The following is a 421-nucleotide window of genomic DNA, read 5'->3' as shown; positions in this document are numbered from 1 at the left end:
ACTCCATGCGGACGGGCGCCCTCATGCGCATCGCGCGTGCTTGAACAGATACGCGTTGGCCCGCTGCAGCATCTGCGCCAACCGTTCCGCACGCGGCCCCAGCGGGGCGATGGCCTCTCCGGCGTCGCGCAACAAATCCAGCGCGAACTGGCGCGCTGCCTGCAGCCCCATGATCGACGCGCAGGTCGGCTTCTGCGCCGCCGCGTCCTTGCCGGGGGTCTTGCCCAGCGTCGCGGTATCCGCTGTCGCGTCGAGAATGTCGTCGACCACCTGCAACGCCAGGCCGAAACAGGCGGTGTAGCGATCAAGCGCACAGTACAGCGCAGCGTGCGCGGCATCCTCCGCGATGGCGCATAGCGCGCCCATCCGAACGGACGCGCGCACTAGCGCTCCGGTCTTCATCCGGTGCATCGCCACGATC

General features: G+C 68.6%; 1 protein-coding gene. It reads right to left on the bottom strand.

What is annotated here, in order from left to right:
* Positions 1–21: 21 nt before the first annotated feature.
* Positions 22–421 (bottom strand): polyprenyl synthetase family protein (locus EN745_RS35745; RefSeq protein WP_189363288.1); only part of this gene is annotated, 400 nt, incomplete at its 5' end.

Origin of the sequence: Mesorhizobium sp. M4A.F.Ca.ET.022.05.2.1 (assembly GCF_003998845.1) — a bacterium.
Classification (GTDB): Bacteria; Pseudomonadota; Alphaproteobacteria; order Rhizobiales; family Rhizobiaceae; genus Mesorhizobium.
The sequence above is the reverse complement of the archived record's forward strand: the minus strand, read 5'-3'. Positions and strand labels throughout refer to the sequence as shown.